General features: G+C 31.3%; 2 protein-coding genes. Both read left to right on the plus strand.

Going from position 1 to position 1,526, the window contains the following annotated elements:
• The coding region (locus tag CHA01nite_RS20225) for a DNA/RNA non-specific endonuclease (RefSeq protein ID WP_174771843.1) at positions 1-1,128 on the plus strand (1,128 nt) is incomplete at its 5' end.
• A 9-nt stretch (positions 1,129-1,137) separates the two neighbouring features.
• Positions 1,138-1,526, plus strand: a 389-nt coding sequence (locus CHA01nite_RS20230) for a hypothetical protein (RefSeq protein ID WP_146944785.1), incomplete at its 3' end; no start/stop codon positions are given.

The following is a 1,526-nucleotide window of genomic DNA, read 5'->3' on the forward strand; positions in this document are numbered from 1 at the left end:
GCTGCTAAACTATTAAGTAAAGTCGGAATTGGAAAGCTTGGTAAGAAGAAAGATAAGGCTGATGATAAGCATATCAAAAACATGGATTCTGAAATTGCTCCGGAACTATTTACAATGAACGGAGAAAGGCATACATTGACTTTTGAGGACGGTGAAATTTACATGGCGAGTGAGAAGGGAATTTTAACAAATAAGCTTACTAGATTTAAAAATTATATAAGTAAAAACAGTGATGCTGATGAATTTGAAGGAAAAGGATCTGAAATTTTAAACGAGATCAATGAATTACAAATAAAAAATGAAAGGATAAAAAAATCATTAACCAATGCCAATAAGCTTGTAGATACAAATCCAGATAAATCTAAGAAAATAGAAAATGCACAAGCCGAGTTTGATAGCTTAAGTAAAAATGTTCACGACTTTGGTGAGAAATTTAAGTTAAATGACTTGACTTCAAAAAAGAAAAAGAAAGAGCATAACAAATTTTATCCAATTGATATTGAAGAGAAATTATTACCGAATGGAGGGAAAAGAATAACCTATAAGTACGCAGAAGGTAAACAAAAGTTTACCGTAGATTTAGCACCAAATAGGTATCCAATTAAAGTAGTAGGAGATCAGCTTACTTTGCATGATTTAGGACGAGGATTTACGCAAGATCCTGAAGGGAAACTTAAAAATGCAGGGATGGATTCGGCTCATGTTATTGCCAATATGTTTGGAGGAAGCGGATACAAAAAAGCTCAAAATATTGTGGCAACAAGTGCTGAATACAATCAGATTGTAATGAGAAGAAGAGAAGATCAAATCAGAGATTTTGTTGAACAAACTGCAAATGTCAGTCATTTTACTTTAGAAGTCAGTTTGCAGTATTCTGAAGATAGCAGTATATTTGAAATGTCTGAATTAAGAAAACAATTAGCAGATTATGCCAAAACCGATGATGAACGAAACATGTTGAAAGACGAAGATTTAAAAACAAGAATTTTACAAAATCTGAACCAAACCACTCAGGAGAGAATGAAAGAGGTAAAATATATTGTAACTCTTTTTGATGATCAAAATAGATTATTAAAACGTCAACCTTTTGAGATCATTGAGTCAGATTTATTATTTGGAACTAAATAGAAATAAACAATGGAAAAAATCAAAAAATTTATTTTATCATTCATAAAAGACGAATTTAACTGTAATAAAGCTAAAACAGATGTTACTATTACGGATAGTGATTATGAAAATCTAAAAAATAAGACACAAAATTATTTTCATTCTTTAGTTCCTAATTCTTATGGCAGAGGAATGAGTCAAGAAGAATTATTAAACGATGAAGAAATTTATCAGGATTTGTATAGAAAAAATGTAACGGATGCTGTTCCCCGCACCTTATTCCAAATCAAGCAATACAAAAATCCAAAATTAGGAGAAGGTTTACCGAGATGGTTGGTTAATGACGAGCTTTTTGCCTGCTATACGAGTTATACAGAAAATACGGGAAGAGAACTGGGTTATAACAAATTGTTTTACGT

Source organism: Chryseobacterium hagamense (assembly GCF_007991455.1).
GTDB classification, from domain to species: domain Bacteria; phylum Bacteroidota; class Bacteroidia; order Flavobacteriales; family Weeksellaceae; genus Chryseobacterium; species Chryseobacterium hagamense.